Annotated in this window: 12 protein-coding genes and 1 riboswitch; of the genes, 11 read left to right on the top strand and 1 reads right to left on the bottom strand. The window is 66.6% G+C overall.

The annotated features are described in order from the left end of the window. Positions 1 to 322 precede the first annotated feature (322 nt). The 7 genes from EB836_RS11005 (at position 323) to EB836_RS10975 (ending at position 10,540) form a co-directional block, all read left to right on the top strand. Positions 323 to 1,939 (top strand): pyridoxal-dependent decarboxylase, encoded by a 1,617-nt coding sequence (locus EB836_RS11005; RefSeq protein ID WP_346763089.1) that lies wholly within the window; start codon positions 323 to 325, stop codon positions 1,937 to 1,939. Continuing rightward, a complete protein-coding gene (locus EB836_RS11000; RefSeq protein ID WP_135540314.1) occupies positions 1,936 to 3,351 on the top strand; it encodes a SidA/IucD/PvdA family monooxygenase in 1,416 nt (471 codons plus the stop codon). Before EB836_RS11005 ends, EB836_RS11000 begins: the two co-directional genes overlap by 4 nt. Further along, a complete protein-coding gene (locus tag EB836_RS10995) occupies positions 3,348 to 5,900 on the top strand; it encodes a GNAT family N-acetyltransferase (RefSeq protein ID WP_135540312.1) in 2,553 nt (850 codons plus the stop codon). The genes EB836_RS11000 and EB836_RS10995 overlap by 4 nt, the downstream gene beginning before the upstream one ends. Before the next feature lie 252 nt (positions 5,901 to 6,152). Then, a complete protein-coding gene (locus EB836_RS10990; protein ID WP_135540310.1) occupies positions 6,153 to 7,247 on the top strand; it encodes a LacI family DNA-binding transcriptional regulator in 1,095 nt (364 codons plus the stop codon). A 70-nt stretch (positions 7,248 to 7,317) separates the two neighbouring features. Continuing rightward, positions 7,318 to 8,412: a substrate-binding domain-containing protein gene (locus tag EB836_RS10985; protein WP_135540308.1), complete on the top strand. Its 1,095-nt coding sequence runs from the start codon at positions 7,318 to 7,320 to the stop codon at positions 8,410 to 8,412. 95 nt (positions 8,413 to 8,507) lie between these two features. Further along, positions 8,508 to 9,332: an ATP-binding cassette domain-containing protein gene (locus tag EB836_RS10980; protein ID WP_135540305.1), complete on the top strand. Its 825-nt coding sequence runs from the start codon at positions 8,508 to 8,510 to the stop codon at positions 9,330 to 9,332. Then, positions 9,329 to 10,540, top strand: coding sequence for an ABC transporter permease (locus EB836_RS10975; protein ID WP_135540302.1), 1,212 nt, complete (start codon positions 9,329 to 9,331; stop codon positions 10,538 to 10,540). Before EB836_RS10980 ends, EB836_RS10975 begins: the two co-directional genes overlap by 4 nt. A gap of 35 nt (positions 10,541 to 10,575) precedes the next feature. Here EB836_RS10975 and EB836_RS10970 read toward each other — a convergent pair whose 3' ends face one another. Continuing rightward, positions 10,576 to 11,082: an SRPBCC domain-containing protein gene (locus tag EB836_RS10970; protein ID WP_135540300.1), complete on the bottom strand. Its 507-nt coding sequence runs from the start codon at positions 11,080 to 11,082 to the stop codon at positions 10,576 to 10,578. A 112-nt stretch (positions 11,083 to 11,194) separates the two neighbouring features. On the opposite strand from EB836_RS10970, the gene EB836_RS10965 reads away from it, so the two are divergent. From EB836_RS10965 to thiD, 4 genes are all read left to right on the top strand, one after another. After that, the gene (locus EB836_RS10965; RefSeq protein ID WP_135540298.1) at positions 11,195 to 11,659 is read left to right on the top strand and encodes a helix-turn-helix domain-containing protein; all 465 of its coding nucleotides are present in this window, start codon (positions 11,195 to 11,197) and stop codon (positions 11,657 to 11,659) included. A gap of 87 nt (positions 11,660 to 11,746) precedes the next feature. Further along, positions 11,747 to 11,879: riboswitch (TPP riboswitch) on the top strand. Further along, positions 11,867 to 12,781, top strand: a complete 915-nt coding sequence (thiM, locus tag EB836_RS10960) for a hydroxyethylthiazole kinase (protein WP_135540295.1) — start codon at positions 11,867 to 11,869, stop codon at positions 12,779 to 12,781. (Overlaps the previous riboswitch by 13 nt.) Continuing rightward, complete coding sequence (thiE, locus tag EB836_RS10955; RefSeq protein WP_135540292.1) at positions 12,778 to 13,557, top strand: thiamine phosphate synthase; 780 nt, start codon at positions 12,778 to 12,780, stop codon at positions 13,555 to 13,557. The genes thiM and thiE overlap by 4 nt, the downstream gene beginning before the upstream one ends. Continuing rightward, on the top strand, positions 13,554 to 14,468 hold the full coding sequence (gene thiD, locus EB836_RS10950) for a bifunctional hydroxymethylpyrimidine kinase/phosphomethylpyrimidine kinase (RefSeq protein WP_135540290.1): 915 nt from the start codon (positions 13,554 to 13,556) through the stop codon (positions 14,466 to 14,468). The genes thiE and thiD overlap by 4 nt, the downstream gene beginning before the upstream one ends. Positions 14,469 to 14,500: the final 32 nt, after the last annotated feature.

The following is a 14,500-nucleotide window of genomic DNA, read 5'->3' as shown; positions in this document are numbered from 1 at the left end:
CCGGGCGGGATTCTGTGCTGAGACTCCCCGCGAGGCGTCCGGAACTCAGGAGCTGCATCCGCCTCGAATGTCTCACAATGCTGGATGACACACCCCGATGTGACGAATGCCACTCGCTCATTATCCGGCCGATGCACCCGTAGTGCGGACGGGTTCCTTGCCGCGTGAATTCAGGGGAGGGTGCCCTCATGCGAGATGAGCAGGCGACGCCCGTAGTTGTCATCCCAGGTCACAGGCTCTTCGGAAACGCAGACAGTTAGGGTAGGTTTCCCTAATGCGAGCCGCGATCCGCTGTTCGTTCATCGAAGGAGGAAACCTCACAGTGACGACTTCTCTGCTCTCCGAGACCGAATCGGCACCCGCCGCAGCACCCCTTCATACCCCCGACAATCCCCGCACCGACGCCCTGCTCGGTGCCCACAGTGCAGACGAGTACTCGGCTCTCATGCACAGCGTCATCGACGCACTCGGCGAACGATTCCGCACCACGGCCAGGGCAGCCTCGGCGAAAGATCGATCGGGGCTGCAGGCCGCCGTCGACGCCGTCGACCTCGACACGGCCGGAGTCGGCAACGCCGAGGCGCTGCGCGAGGCCGACGCGCTCTATGCCGACAATGCCGTGTGGTTCCACCACCCCAGCTACGTCGCCCACCTCAACTGCCCGGTCGCTGTGCCCGCCGTCGCCGCCGAAGCGATGCTCGCGGCCATCAACACCTCGGTCGACACCTACGACCAGTCCGAGGTCGCGACCCTCATGGAGCGGCGCCTCATCGACTGGACCTGCGGCCACCTCGGGTTCGCCGACGGTGACGGAATCTTCACCTCCGGAGGTACCCAATCGAACCTCCACGCGCTGTTCCTCGCCCGCGAAAACGTCCTAACCGGACTGACCGCTCACGCCGACGAATCCGACCGCGGCGGATCCGATGACGCCGAAACCCGCCGAGGCGGCTCCTCCCCGTCGACCCGCCTGGAACTGCTCTCCCGTCTGCGGATCCTCGCCACCGACCAGGCTCACTTCTCCGTCTCCCGCGCAGCCTTCCTCCTCGGACTCGACGCCGAGGCGGTCGTCACCGTCCCGACCGACGCGACCGGGCGCATGGACGCCGAAGCGCTGAATGCGAGCCTGCTGTCGATCGACGCGAACGACGCGACCCCGATGGCCGTCGTCGCCACCGCAGGCACCACCGACCTCGGCGTCATCGACCCCCTGAAGTCCATCGCCGAGGTGTGCGAATCGGCGAACGTGTGGCTGCACGTCGACGCCGCATACGGCGGCGGCCTGCTCTGGGCCCCGCGCCGAGCACACCTGCTCGAGGGAATCGGCAGGGCCGCCTCGGTGACCATCGATTTCCACAAGACGTTCTTCCAGCCGGTGTCGTCCTCGGCGCTGCTGGTCAGGGATGCGGCCCTGTTCGCGCCGACGATCCACCACCACGACTACCTCAATCCCGAAGCCGAAGCACAGGCCGACGATGCGGAACCGAATCAGGTCGACAAGTCTCTGCAGACCACCCGCCGCTTCGATGCGCTCAAGCTCTGGACGACGCTGCGTGCCCGCGGAGCAGACGAGATCGGGACGATGATCGACACCGTCTGCGACCTCGCGACCGAAGTCCGGCAGCTGCTCGAGGCTCAAGCCGATTTCGAGGTGCTCGGCGACTCCGACCTGTCCACCGTGCTCTTCCGCTTCACCCCGTACACCGCGGACCAGCACACGGCCGACGAACTCGTCCCGCTCTTCCGCCGCGTCCTCTTCCGCTCCGGCCGTGCCGCCGTCGCCCGCACGACGATCGACGGCAGACCCTGGCTCAAAGTCACCCTGCTCAACCCCGACACCAGCATCGATGACATTACCGCGGTCCTCGACCTCGTCCGCGCCACCGGGCACGGAATCCTCGCCGGACGGCACATCACCACCGAAGGAGGCGCAGCATGAGTGCACAGTCCCAGGACATCCACGACACCCACAGGATCTACGACATCCTCGGCGTCGGCATCGGGCCCTTCGGACTCGGACTCGCCGCACTGGCCGAACCGCTCGACGACGTCGACGCGGTGTTCGTCGACCAACGGCCCGAGTTCCGCTGGCACCCGGGCATGATGATCGAAGGCTCGACCATCCAGGTGCCGTTCCTCGCCGACCTCGTCACCATGGCCGACCCGACCTCGCCGTACTCGTTCCTCAACTTCCTCAAGGAGCGCCGGCGGCTCTACCCCTTCTACATCCGCGAATCCTTCTACCCCCTGCGGGCCGAGTTCGACGAATACTGCCGCTGGGTCGCCGCCCAGCTGGATTCGCTGCAGTGGAACCGCCGCGTTGTGTCCGTGACCAGGGAGGATGGTGTGTTCACCGCCCTCGCCGAGATGACCGACGACTCCGGTGAGATCGTGACGACCGAAACCTACCGCGCCCGGCACCTCGTGCTCGGGGTGGGCACCCAGCCGGTGCTGCCGCCGGCCCTGCGGGGACTGGCGGAAGAGGACGATTTCGCATCGACCGGGCCCCTCATCCACACCGCCGAGTACCTCGACAACCGAGAGGCGCTGCTTCAATCGGGTGCCATCACGATCGTCGGCAGCGGACAGTCGGCCGCCGAGATCTACCGCGACCTCATCGACGACGCCGAGAACCGCGGGGTGCGACTGGACTGGGTGACCCGCTCACCGAGGTTCTTCCCCATGGAGTACACGAAGCTCACTCTCGAGATGACCTCCCCGGAATACACCGACCACTTCCGCGCCCTGCCCGATGAGCTGCGTGAACGCGTCGGTCGAGAGCAGCGCACCCTGTACAAGGGCATCTCGGCCGACCTCGTCGACGACATCCACGACACCCTCTATCGGCTCAGCCGCGGAGGACGCGAACTGCTCACGAACCTCATCTGCGAAGCCGAACTCGAAACCGCTGAGATCGACCCGATGAGCGGAGAATACCTCCTCGGTTTCCGGAATACGGCACTGGACAAGACCTTCACCCGACGATCCCGTGCAGTGATTGCGGCCACTGGATACAAATCGCAGGTGCCGGGCTTCCTGACACCGCTCGGGGCAGAGGTGCGGCTGGACTCGCGGGGCCGCCTCGACGTCAGCCGCCACTACACGATCAACGACGAGGGCACCATCCACGTCGTAGGCGGCGAAGAGCACACCCACGGAGTCACCGCCCCCGACCTCGGGTTCGGGCCATGGCGGGCCTCGGTGGTGCTGGCCGCGGTCACCGGTCGAGAACCCTATCTGATCGAGAACCGCATCGCCTTCCAGACCTTCGGGGTACCCGCGGACGAATCCGATGCCGTGCCCGCTGCCGCTTTCGCCTTCGACGACTCCAAGGAGATGTCACACGCATGACCATCGAACTCATCACTGCCCCGACCCCGACCGCCGAGGACGCGACCACGACCGCAGATGCGGCCTCGACTGCGACCGCCGAGGATGCGACCGCGACCGAGGACTCGACCGTGAAGCTCACGGCCGCCTCGGCGAGGGTGACCATCCGAGCGCTCGACGTCGACCGGGACACCGCGCAGCTCTGCGAATGGCTCACTCATCCGCGTGCCCAGTACTGGATGATGACCGACCTCGACGAGGCAGGAGTCCGGGCCTACCTGGAAGGAATCCGCGACTCCGCGGAGGACAACGGCTGGGTCGGCTCCGTCGACGGCAGCGACTGCTTCTACATCGAGACCTACGCCCCGGACAGCCTCATCCCGCAGAAGGTCCTGGCCACCGGGCCCGGTGATATCGGGATGCACCTGCTCGTCGCACCACCGGCAGGATCGGCCGTGCACGGACTCACCGACCGCATCATGGCCGAGGTCATCGACTTCTGCCTGCGCCCGGTCGATGCCGGCGGACGCGGTGGCACCCGCGTGGTCGTCGAACCCGATGCACGGAACGCCGCGATCATCGAGAAGAACCGGGCCGCCGGATTCACCCCGGTGACCGAGGCGACGATCATGATGGGCGAGATCGAGAAACGAGCCCTCGTGAGTGCGTGCACCCGCGCCGACTTCGACGCCAGTGCGCTCGCCCCGCTCGTCGGCGAACACTCGGGCGCGCATGCCGGTCGGAATCTCGGAGAATCCCCTCGGGACCGGGGCGATGAGACGGCACCGACTGCCTACGCCCACCTCAACGCCGACGCGTTCTCCGTCGTGCAGCGCCACCTCGTCGCCAAAGCCCTGTCCGAATTCGCTCACGAACGACTCATCACCCCCGTACAGATCGAAGAGGTGCGGGGCGAAGAGGATCGCCGGTGGGAACTGAACATCGACGGGGCCGCACGCTACACCTTCACCGCCCGCGTGCTCCCGCTCGAACACTGGGCCATCGACGCAGACAGCATCAGCCGGTGGCACGGCGAGACCGAGGTTCCGCTCGACGCGCAGGAACTCGTCGTCGAACTCCAGGACGCACTCTCCATCCCCGAGGACCTCATCTCGACCTACCTCGAAGAACTCGCCTCGACCCTGGCCGGGGCCGCCTACAAGCTCGAGGACGCCCGGGCCGGACGTCGGCCCAATGCCCGTGCCCTCGTCGATTCGGACTTCCAGACCACCGAGGCGGCCATGACCGAAGGTCACCCCGGATTCCTTGCGAACAACGGTCGCATCGGCTTCGGACTCAGCGACTTCCGGAAGTGGGCGCCGGAGAACGGGGAACTCAACCACATCGAATGGGTGGCCGTGAGACGCGATCACAGCCACCTCTCCCTCGGTGAAGGACTCGACGAGGCGGGCCACCTCGGCGAGGCGCTCAGCGAGACCGAACGGGAACGCTTCGACTCCCGCATCCGGGCGACCGGGCAGGATCCGGCGGACTTCCACCTCATGCCGATCCACCCCTGGCAGGCCGATCACCGGCTGGCGATCACCTTCGCCGCGGACATCGCCCGCGGAGACCTGCTGCCGCTCGGCGACGGTGACGATGAGCACCAGGCACAGCAGTCCCTGCGGACCTTCTTCAACCATTCGCGCGCCGACGCCCCGTATGTGAAAGTCGCGCTCGCCGTACAGAACATGGGGTTCCTGCGCGGACTGTCGCCGAAGTACATGCGTGACACCCCGGCCATCAATGACTGGGTCGCCACCCTCATCGGCTCCGACGACACCTTCGCGAAGACCGGATTCCGAGTGTTGCGGGAACGCGCCGCGCTCGGCTACACGGGGGACGTCTACCACCAGACGAAGGAGACGAACCCGCACCGGAAGATGCTCGCCGCTCTCTGGCGAGAGAACCCCGTCGCCCAGATCGCCCCGGGCCAGAAGCTCATCACCATGGCCGCTCTGCTCCACCGCGACCACGAGGGCCGTTCCTTCGCCGGCGAGCTCATCCGCGCCTCGGGGCAGGAGCCCGCCGACTGGGTGCGCAGCTACCTGCGGGCGTACCTGTATCCGCTCGTCCATGCACTGCTCGCTCACGACCTCGTCTTCATGCCGCACGGGGAGAATCTCATCCTCGTCCTCGACGAGCACACGGTCACCGGGGCGTTCATGAAGGACATCGGCGAGGAGGTCGCCGTGCTCGGCCACCGAGAACTGCCCGCCGATGTCGAACGCATTCGCGCCCTCGTGCCCGGGGAGGAGAAGGCGCTGTCGGTGTTCACCGACATGTTCGACGGAGTCCTGCGCCACCTGTCGGGGATCCTCGACACCGACGGTCTGCTCAGTGCCGAACGGTTCTGGACGGTGGTCGCCGAGGTGCTCGACGGCTACGAATCCGATCACCCGGAGCATGCCCGCGGGGTCAGCGGGGACGTCGATCTGCGTGCTGAACGCTTCGCCCACTCCTGCCTCAACCGCCTGCAGCTGCGGAACACGAAGCTGATGGTCGACATCGGCAACCAAGCCGAATCCCTGCTCTACGCCGGCACCATGCCCAACCCTGTGGCACGCTGAGCAGGACGACCACCAAGCTCGCCGAGGTGGGGCACCGTGACCGGGCCCGCCTCGGCGAGTCTTTGCCTTTGAAAACAGTCTGAGAAGCCAGCCATTGACCCAACTGGTCGTGATCACGGCTCGGCGCACCACGCTCAATTGCCTGCTCACATCTTCGTACGATCGGTACGTACGGCTATCATCAGTCCAGCGGCTGCTGGACTCGGCCGCGGTCCAAGTACTGAAGCAACTGGTCGACTCAAAGGTGTGGTCATGGCGAAGCGGAACGATCGGCCGACCCTGGCCACAGTCGCTGCGCGCGCCGGTGTGAGCATCAAGACCGCCTCCCGTGTCCTCAACGGGGAGAAGCATGTCGCTCAGGCGACCGCGGAGAAAGTCGAAGAGGCTGCCGCGGAACTCGGATTCCGCCTCAACCCCACGGCCCGCAGGCTGCGCGCCGGCGGGCGCTCACCCTATGTCGGTGTCGTCCTCTCCAGCGCCGACGACCCGTATCAGGCGAGGGTCTTCGCAGCGCTCGAGGCGGAACTCTCGGCCATCGATCTGCGCCCGGTGGTGACCGTGACCGGCGACGATCCCGACCGTGAGGAAACCTTCCTCGACGAGAGCCTCGCCAGCGACCTGTCCGGCCTCATCGTCGTGCGGTCCCATCCTGAAGCGACCGGAATCTACACCCGCGCCGCGTCCACCTCCGGCACACGGATCGTGTCTTTCGACCCCGGGGTCCGCGGCGAGGGGATCGGCATCGTCGCCGGTGACGAGATCGCCGCCGGATTCCGGGCCGCCCAACAGCTGCTCGACCACGGGCACATCGCCCTCGGGGTCATCGGTGATCACTCGACGAGCATCATCACCACCCGCCGGCTCGAAGGAATCCGCTCCGCATTCGCCGGCCGCCACGACGTCGGTTGGCGGGCCTACGTGCGCGAAGACGCCCATGACGAAGCGAGCGCGAAGAACGTCGTCGCCGCCTGGCTCGGCTCCCGCAGCGCCCCGAGCGCGCTCATCACCCTCTCGGGCACACTCACCCAAGGAGCCATCGACGCCTGCCGCCGACTCGACGAATGGCCGGCACTCGTCGGCATCGACGATTTCCCCACCGCCGAACTCCTCGACGTCACGGTCGTCGACCGTGATGTCGAGGCGATGGCCGCCGAGGCGGTCCGACGACTGCGGGGTGCGCACGGGAAGGACGACGGCCGCCTCGGCGACCGTGCCGGTGTACGTGGCGGCCGCCTCGGTGACGGGGGAGAAAAGGGACAAGATGTCTTTCCGGTCCAGGTCATCGCACGTGGCAGCGGTGAGGAACGACCTGAGGCGCGAGGAAGAATTCTGCCGCGAAACAGTTGACACCGGGGTCCGATCAGCGAATCATATTCATCAGCCTGACAACGTTGTCAGAATGATTGAAAGGTTCACAATGAGGCACAACCTTAAGTCCCACAGGAAGCTGGCCCTCTTCGGTGCCTCGGTCGCGATCGGCGCCCTCGCGCTCAGCGGCTGCGGCAATCAGAAGGGCCAGGGCAACGACGAAGCCGACAGCGGTTCCGGAGGCGACGGGGACGTCACCATCGCGCTCCTGCTGCCGGAGTCGAAGACCACTCGGTATGAGTCGCTTGACAAACCGAACTTCGAGAAGTACGTCGTCGAAGCCAACCCTGATGCCAAGGTCGAATACCGCAACGCCAACCAGGATGCGACTCAGCAGCAACAGCAGGTCGAAGCCGCGGTGACCGAAGGCGTCGACGCCATCGTCCTCGACCCCGTCGACGCCTCGGCTGTGGCCTCGGCGCTGTCGAAGGCTGAAGCGAAGAAGATTCCGGTCATCGCCTATGACCGCTTCTTCGACGGAGCCGACTACTACACCTCCTTCGACAACAAGAAGATCGGCAACCTGCAGGGACAGGCCGTCCTCGACGGACTCAAGGATGCCGGCGTCGATCCGAAGTCGGGACCGGTGTGGATGGTCAACGGCGACCCGAAGGACCCGAACGCCGCGGACTTCAAGGCCGGTGCCGAAGAGACCCTCAAGGGCGCGGGCGTCGACATCGCGGCCAGCCACGACACCCTCGACTGGAACCCCGACGACGCTCGCCAGTGGGTCGAGGGCCAGCTGCAGGGCAAGGGTGAGGAACCGATCGCGATCTACTCGGCCAACGACGGCACCGCCGGCGGCGTCATCGCCGCGACGAAGAAGGCAAAGGTCGATCCGGTGATCACCGGCCAGGATGCCGAGGTCGACGGACTGCAGAACATCCTCAAGGGTGACCAGTACGCCACGATCTACAAGTCGATCCCACCGCAGGCCGAATTCGCCGCTGAAGCCGCGATCGCTCTGGCCGGCGGTGAGGATGTCGATGCGGGCACGACGTACAAGGACACCCCGACGGACTTCGTCGAGGCGAAGGTTGTCACCAAGGACAACATCAAGGACATCGTCGGTGATCAGATCAAGGCCTCCGACATCTGCTCCGGAAACGTCGAGAAGCTCTGCGACGAAGCAGGCGTGAAATAACCCGTGCGCAAAGCCGCGCGCAAGGCCCGACCTCGTGCCGGCGACCACCTCGGTCGCCGGCCGGCGAGGTCATCGACAGCGACAAGTAGGAACAGATGACATCTGAGACACCCGAACCGGCTCCCGCAGAAGCGTGGGCGCCGGGAAGCGGAACGGACACCGTGCTCGAACTGCGCGGAATCAACAAGCGGTTCGGCGCCGTCCAGGCTCTGACCGATATCCATCTCACCGTCGGCCGCGGCGAAGTCGTCGGACTCGTCGGCGACAACGGTGCCGGCAAATCGACCTTGATCAAGGTCATTGCCGGAGTCCACGGTGCTGATGAGGGCGAACTCCTCATCAATGGGGCGGCGCAGAAGTTCTCCTCGCCGAAGGATGCGCAGAAGGCCGGAGTGGCCACCGTGTTCCAGGACCTCTCCCTGTGCGAGAACCTCGACGTCGTGGCCAACCTCTTCCTGGGGCACGAGAAGACCCGCAGCGGAGTCCTCGACGAGGTGTCCATGGAAGCGAAGTCCTGGGAGCTGCTGCGCAGCCTGTCGGCGAAGATCCCGAGCGTGCGCGTACCGATCGCCGCCCTCTCCGGCGGTCAGCGGCAGACGGTCGCGATCGCCCGGTCCCTCCTCGGCGAACCTTCGCTGGTCATGCTCGATGAGCCGACTGCGGCGCTCGGTGTGGCGCAGACCGCCGAGGTGCTCAACCTCATCGAACGGCTCAAGGAACGCGACCTCGGGGTGCTGCTCGTCAGCCACAACATGGCCGATGTGCAGGCGGTGTGCGACCGGGTGCACGTGCTGCGTCTGGGCAAAGACGCTGGCGACTTCCCGGGAGACGAACGCACCGATGTGCTCGTGGCAGCGATCACCGGAGCCAGCGACAACGTTGTGACCAAACGCGCAGCACGAAGGGGTGAGCGTCGATGACCCGCAATTCCTTCATCACCGATGAGCGGATCTCGTCCGAAGGCATCGTCAGCACATTCATCCGCCGCGTCAAAGAGGGCCAGCTCGGGTCATTCCCGGTCATCCTCGCCCTCGTCGTCATCGTCATCGTCTTCCAGACCGCCGACAGCAATTTCATCTCCCCGGCCAACCTCGTCAACCTCTCGACGCAGGTCGCATTCCTCGCGATCCTGGCACTGGGCATCAACCTCATCCTGCTGCTCGGCGAGATCGACCTCTCGCTTGCGCAGCTCGGCGGCCTGGCCGCCTCCCTGCTCGGTGTGCTCGTGGTCAGGCAGGGTGTGCCGCCGGCGATCGCGCTGATCATCATGCTGCTGCTCGGCCTCGTCGTCGGTGCGATCCAGGGATGGTTCTTCGCCGTCGTCGGCATCCCAGCCTTCGTCGTGACCTTGGCCGGCCTGCTCGCCTTCACCGGTCTGACGCTGACGACCCTGGGTACACAGAAGAACCTGTCGATGTCGGACACCTTCGCCTTCGATTTCGCCAGCTACTACTTCCCGGCGGTCTGGGCCTATGTGTTCGGGGCGATCGCGATCATCGGCTTCGGAGCAGGCATCATCTACTCGAAACTGCGCCGTCACCGCGAGGGACTCAATGCACCGAGCTGGACCTCGGTGATCGTGCGCATCGTGCTGCTGACCGCGATCGTGTTCGGGTTCCTCGTCCTCGTCAACCAGGACTTCGGCCTGGCGATGCCGTTCTTCCTCATGATGGTCATCGCCATCGGCATCGATCTCGTGCTGCGCAAGACCCGTTACGGCCGTTCGATCTACGCCGTCGGCGGCAAGGTCGAGGCGGCCCGACGCGCCGGCATCCGAGTGACCTGGGTGCGCATCAGCGTATTCATGGCCGCCGGCGTGCTCGCAGCGCTCTTCGGCTTCGTCAAAACCGGTGTGACGACGAACGCCGGATCGACGCTGGTGAGCACGCAGGACCTGCTCAACGCGATCGCCGCAGCCGTCATCGGCGGCACCTCGCTCTTCGGCGGCCGCGGAACCGCGTGGGCGGCCGTGCTCGGTGCGCTGGTCGTCGGCGCCATCAACAACGGCCTCTACCTCATCGGCTTCAACTCCGATGCGCAGCAGATCATCACCGCGCTCGTCCTGCTCACCGCCGTCGTCATCGACGCACTCAGCCGCCGCGGCCAGAGGTACGTCGGCCGCGGTTAGCCGAGAGCCGTCCGTCCTCGGGTATGGTCCGGCGGTCAGGCGTCGGAGAGCAGACTCGCTTCGACTGCCGGAGTGATCGGGTCTCCCGCGCCCGTGGTGATGAGCCGGTGAAGGCTGTCGTGGGCATTGCGCGTCCACCCCTGTGCGCAGCCCTCATGGCAGGCCAGCATCGGGGTCAGCCCCACATGGGTGAAGGTCAGCTGGGCACCGGAGCCGGCCGGTTCGATGTCGAAGCGCACGGTCGTCCCGGCCCATTCATCGACGTCCTCACCCGCTCCGAAACGATTGTCGAGGATCCTCCAAACGACGCGTTCGCCGGGGACGAGTTCGGTGACCTGCACGCGAGTGGTGTGGATCTGCGGCACCGTATAGACGAATTCGCCGAGGCGGTCGGTCGCGCCGTCGATGCGCTGCGACCACCAGCCCCGCACATTCGTCACGGCGGCGTAGACCTCCTGCGGTGACTGCGGCACCTCATAGGTGAAGGTGAAATCCGACGATGACATTGCGTCGGGCGTAGATGTGGGATGTGCTGTGGTCATGGCGAGGCTCCTTTGCCGTTGTCTGCCGATCGCAACTTGTATCAAACAAGTTGGTGAAGTGATGATCCCACGCCTGATTTCATCATGCAAGTATCAAGGTAGAATCATTCTCATGCTGGGCAGAACGTATGACAACGAAGTGTGTTCCATTGCGCGCTCGCTCGAGATCGTCGGCGAACGGTGGAGCCTGCTGATCATCAGGAATGCGCTGTTCGCGGGAGTCACCCGCTTCGGTGACTTCCAGAAACGGCTCGGAGTGGCGACCAATGTGCTCACGACCAGGCTCGATGGCTTCGTCGAGGCGGGGATCATGTCCCGGGACTCGGGGTCCGGCGGGGTCGAATACCATCTCACCGACAAGGGGCGTGATCTGCGCGGAGTGCTCATCGCGTTCACCGACTGGGGCGATCGTTGGCAAGCCCCTGCCGGGCGGCCGATCATCTACCGGCACGATGACTGCTCGGGTGAGGTGCATAGTTCGATCCGCTGCGATGCCTGTGGTGAGGAACCTGACGCCGTCACCGCCTCGAAGGGTCCGGGCATGCCGGAGGAGAAGTGGTCGCACCGAACTGACTGACACAGGCACCCGATACGAATGGGTGCTGGCAGGTGCCGGGGTGGAGCTGAGGGGTCGCCCGTGTCCGACGGGGCTGATAGAGTCGAAGCCAATGACATGGGGTGCCTCATGACGTTCCGCTCGGGCCGAGAAGTCCACGCGGAGTTCGGCGAGGCTGAGAGAACACCCATCGAACCTGATCTGGGCCATACTAGCGAAGGGATCGTCATGGTTGACTTCGACCTGCGTTCTGCCAATGCGCGACTGCGTGCAAGCAATCCACTCATCCAATGCATCACGAACACCGTCGTGCAGCAATTCAGCGCCAACGTGCTCCTGGCCATCGGTGCCTCCCCGGCGATGCTCGACCACGAAGCCGACGCCGGGCAGTTCGCCGGCATCGCCAGCGGCGTCCTCATCAACTTCGGCACCGCCTCGAACCACCAGCTGCTCGCCGCCGATGCCGCCATCGACGTCGCCAACGCGGCCAGCAAGCCCTGGGTCCTCGATCCGGTGAGCGTCGGGGCCGTCGACTTCCGCACTTCCCGCATCCGTCGTGCCGCCGCCGACCACCCGACCGCCATCCGCGGCAATGCCTCCGAGATCGCCGCGCTGGCCGGAGTCGGCCTCGGCGGACGCGGAGTCGACTCCACCGATGACGTCGATGCGGTCCTTCCCGCCGCCGCGAAGCTGGCCCGAGAAACCGGGGCGATCGTCGCAGTCTCCGGACCCACGGACGCGATCGTCGCCCACATCGACGGCGCCGACCATGTCGCCCGCATCGCCGGCGGCCACGAATACATGCCGCTGGTCATCGGCACCGGCTGCTCGCTCGGAGCCGTCACCGCCGCCTACCTCGCCGCCGCCCGCGGTGGACTCGCCGATCCCGACGCCGACGCCTCGGCGGTGAACGCATCGGAACACACCACGAGCGGTGAGGCCGCCTCGGCGAGGTTCGAAGCCGTCGTCGCCGCCCACGCCCACTTCGCGGTCGCCGGCGAAGACGCCGCCGAGGGAGCCAAAGGACCGGGCAGCTACTCGGTGAACTTCCTCGACGCACTCCACAGCGTCGACGGCGACCGGCTCGCACATGCCAGGGTCAGCCTCGACGCACTCGCCGCGGACGAAGGCGCGCGGGCATGACCGCCGGATCCGCGCACATCACCGACGATCTGTGCAACGCGGCTGACACCGACCGCTTCGTCGGCATCGACACCCGCCTCTACCTCGTCACCGACTCCGCCCAGTGTGAGGCGGCCGGTCGCACCGTTGCCGAGACGGTCCAGGCCGCGGTCTCCGGGGGAGTCGGCATCGTCCAGGTCCGCGACAAAGACATCGATGACGGCGAGTTCTACTCGCTCGCCCGTCAGGTCATCGCCGCCGTCGACACCGCCACCCGCGGCACCGACCGCATCGTGCCCGTCGTCCTCAACGATCGCGTCGAGGTGGCCCGCCGCCTCATCGACGAGGGCGAGACCATCCACATCCACGTCGGCCAGACCGACACCACCGTCACCGAGGTGCGCGCCGCTGTGGGGGAGGCGCCGCTCATCGGTCTCTCGGCCGCCACCAGCGCCGAATTCGCCGCCGCCCGGGCCACCGGCGTCGTCGACCTCGTCGGCATCGGTCCGGTCTATGACACCACGACGAAGGCCGACGCACCCGACGGCATCGGACCCGACCGCCTCGGCGAACTGGTCGCAGAGGCCGGCATCCCCGCCGTGGCGATCGGCGGAATCACCGCCGACCGAGCTCCTGACCTGAGCGGACGCGGGCTGATCGGGATCTGCGTGGTCTCGGCGATCTGCCTGGCCGATGATCCGAAGGCCGCCGCCGAAGACCTGCTGTCTGCATTCGCGGGACGCGATCACGACGGCCGCGCGGACAGCGCAGGCAGCACCGCCGGCGGCCAGGCATGAGCACGCGCCCGCCGATCACCCTGACCATCGCCGGCACCGACCCCAGCGGGGGAGCCGGAGTCCACGCCGACCTCAAGACCTTCACCGCGCGCAAGACCCTGGGCACGAGCGTCATCACCGCCCTCCTCGCCCAGAACACGCACGGGGTGTCTCGGGTCTACCCGATCGACGATGACTTCGTCGCCGACCAGTTCGACTCCGTGCTCGAAGACATGCCCGTCGACGCCGCGAAGTCCGGGATGCTCGGCGGCCGATCCCTCGTCGACCTCGTCGTCGCCCGCGCCGCCGAAGGCCTGCTGGGCTTCTACACCGTCGATCCGGTAATGATCGCGACCTCGGGCCATCGCCTCCTCGAGTCTGACGCCGTCGACGCGGTCCGCACCCACCTGCTGCCCGTGGCCGACCTCATCACTCCCAACCTCCCCGAGGCGGCCCTGCTCCTGTCCGAGGACGAACCCGAAGCGCAGACCCCCGACCAGATGCGTGACCAGGCGCTTCGCCTGCTCGAACGTGGGCCCGGCGCCGTCCTCCTCAAGGGCGGGCACGGCAGCGACGGAGACGTCACCGACATCCTCGCCACCCGGGACGGTTCGGTCCGCGAGTTCACCCACCCCCGCGTGGCTACCGCGAACACGCACGGAACCGGGTGCACCCTCTCGGCCGCAATCACCGCCGAGGTGGCCGTCCTCGGCCGTGAACGCGCAGCATCGGCGAACGGGGGCGCGGGAGCGGCCGTGACCGGCACCCCCGAGATCGGGTCCGAGCTCCTCGGCGATGCTGTCAGCAATGCCCTGGATTTCCTCGCCCGGGCTCTCAGCTCGGCCGCGGGCTGGCAGGTCAGCCTCGACTCGGATGGGGCACACGGACCCGTCGACCATCAGGTCGACATCGTCCGCGGGCAGCCTTCCTGACCGACCGCTCACCGCACGGTCGGGCACCCCAT

The organism is Brevibacterium sp. S111 (assembly GCF_004745075.1).
GTDB lineage: Bacteria > Actinomycetota > Actinomycetes > Actinomycetales > Brevibacteriaceae > Brevibacterium.
This window is presented reverse-complemented; position numbering and strand designations above follow the sequence as displayed.

Coding starts and splice junctions, on each gene's coding strand:
- EB836_RS11000 (WP_135540314.1), top strand. CDS start 1,936: ATGAGTGCACAGTCCCAGGACATCCACGACACCCACAGGATCTACGAC.
- EB836_RS10995 (WP_135540312.1), top strand. CDS start 3,348: ATGACCATCGAACTCATCACTGCCCCGACCCCGACCGCCGAGGACGCG.
- EB836_RS10990 (WP_135540310.1), top strand. CDS start 6,153: ATGGCGAAGCGGAACGATCGGCCGACCCTGGCCACAGTCGCTGCGCGC.
- EB836_RS10985 (WP_135540308.1), top strand. CDS start 7,318: ATGAGGCACAACCTTAAGTCCCACAGGAAGCTGGCCCTCTTCGGTGCC.
- EB836_RS10980 (WP_135540305.1), top strand. CDS start 8,508: ATGACATCTGAGACACCCGAACCGGCTCCCGCAGAAGCGTGGGCGCCG.
- EB836_RS10975 (WP_135540302.1), top strand. CDS start 9,329: ATGACCCGCAATTCCTTCATCACCGATGAGCGGATCTCGTCCGAAGGC.
- EB836_RS10970 (WP_135540300.1), bottom strand. CDS start 11,082: ATGACCACAGCACATCCCACATCTACGCCCGACGCAATGTCATCGTCG.
- EB836_RS10965 (WP_135540298.1), top strand. CDS start 11,195: ATGCTGGGCAGAACGTATGACAACGAAGTGTGTTCCATTGCGCGCTCG.
- thiM (WP_135540295.1), top strand. CDS start 11,867: ATGGTTGACTTCGACCTGCGTTCTGCCAATGCGCGACTGCGTGCAAGC.
- thiE (WP_135540292.1), top strand. CDS start 12,778: ATGACCGCCGGATCCGCGCACATCACCGACGATCTGTGCAACGCGGCT.
- thiD (WP_135540290.1), top strand. CDS start 13,554: ATGAGCACGCGCCCGCCGATCACCCTGACCATCGCCGGCACCGACCCC.